This window comes from Pseudomonas sp. 24 E 13, assembly GCF_900004715.1.
Classification (GTDB): Bacteria; Pseudomonadota; Gammaproteobacteria; order Pseudomonadales; family Pseudomonadaceae; genus Aquipseudomonas; species Aquipseudomonas orientalis_A.
Window position 1 is genome coordinate 1 of sequence record NZ_CVTO01000036.1, and the last position, 1,482, is coordinate 1,482.

Genomic DNA, 1,482 nt, shown 5'->3' on the forward strand with positions numbered 1-1,482 from the left:
CTCGGGGTTGCGCGAGATGTCTTCGAAATTCTTGGGCAGGAAATCCACCGCACCGGCATCCAGCGCATCCAGGGTCACCCGGGCGCCTTCGTGGGTCAGCGAGGAGAACATCAACACCGGTGTCGGGCAACGTTGCATGATATGACGCACGGCCGTGATGCCATCCATCATCGGCATTTCGTAGTCCATGGTGATCACGTCCGGCTTCAACGCAATGGCTTGTTCGATCGCCTCTTTGCCGTTGGTGGCCGTGCCGACTACCTGGATCGTTGGATCGGCGGAAAGAATCTCCGAGACGCGGCGGCGGAAGAAACCCGAATCGTCCACCACCAGGACCTTGACTGCCATAAACACTCCGTTAGACGGGGCGGGCACTCGCGCGCCCTGCCCCGCCAGAATCAAATACGCCGTGCGGCGTAACGCTTGAGCATGCTCGGAACATCGAGAATCAGCGCGATGCGACCGTCACCGGTGATGGTGGCACCCGACATGCCCGGGGTGCCCTGCAGCATCTTGCCCAAAGGCTTGATCACCACTTCTTCCTGGCCCACCAGTTGATCGACCACAAAGCCGATGCGCTGGGTGCCCACCGACAGAATCACCACATGGCCCTCGCGCTGCTCTTCATGCTTGGCCGACGCCACCAGCCAGCGCTTGAGGTAGAACAGCGGCAAGGCCTTGTCGCGCACGATCACCACTTCCTGGCCGTCCACCACGTTGGTGCGCGACAGGTCGAGGTGGAAGATCTCGTTGACGTTGACCAGCGGGAAGGCAAACGCCTGGTTGCCCAGCATCACCATCAGGGTCGGCATGATCGCCAGGGTCAACGGCACCTTGATGACGATCTTGGAACCCTGACCCTTGGTCGAGTAGATATTGATCGAGCCGTTGAGCTGGCTGATCTTGGTCTTCACCACGTCCATGCCGACGCCACGCCCGGACACGTCGGAAATCTCGGTCTTGGTCGAGAAACCCGGCGCGAAGATCAGGTTGTAGCACTCGGTGTCGGTCAGGCGGTCGGCGGCGTCCTTGTCCATCACGCCGCGCTTGACGGCGATATTGCGCAAGATAGTCGGGTCCATGCCTTTGCCGTCATCGGTAATCGACAGCAGGATGTGGTCGCCCTCCTGCTCCGCCGCCAGGATCACCTTGCCGTTGCGTGACTTGCCCGAGGCTTCGCGTTCTTCCGGGGTTTCCACGCCGTGGTCGACGGCGTTGCGCACCAAGTGGACCAGCGGGTCGGCCAGGGCCTCGACAAGGTTTTTGTCGAGGTCGGTTTCTTCGCCCACCAGTTCCAGGGTGATTTCTTTCTTGAGCTGGCGCGCCAGGTCGCGAACCAGGCGCGGGAAGCGGCCGAAGACTTTCTTGATCGGCTGCATCCGCGTTTTCATCACGGCGGTCTGCAGATCGGCGGTGACCACGTCTAGGTTCGACACGGCCTTCTGCATGGCTTCGTCGCCACTGTTCAGACCCAGGCGCACC

Annotated in this window: 2 protein-coding genes; both read right to left on the reverse strand. The window is 61.4% G+C overall.

The features are described 5' to 3' along the window. Nucleotides 1-348: response regulator (locus tag BFP90_RS01565; RefSeq protein ID WP_141688891.1), on the reverse strand; the 348-nt coding region annotated here is incomplete at its 3' end. A gap of 50 nt (nucleotides 349-398) precedes the next feature. Then, nucleotides 399-1,482 (reverse strand): chemotaxis protein CheA (locus BFP90_RS01570; protein ID WP_083203137.1); only part of this gene is annotated, 1,084 nt, incomplete at its 5' end.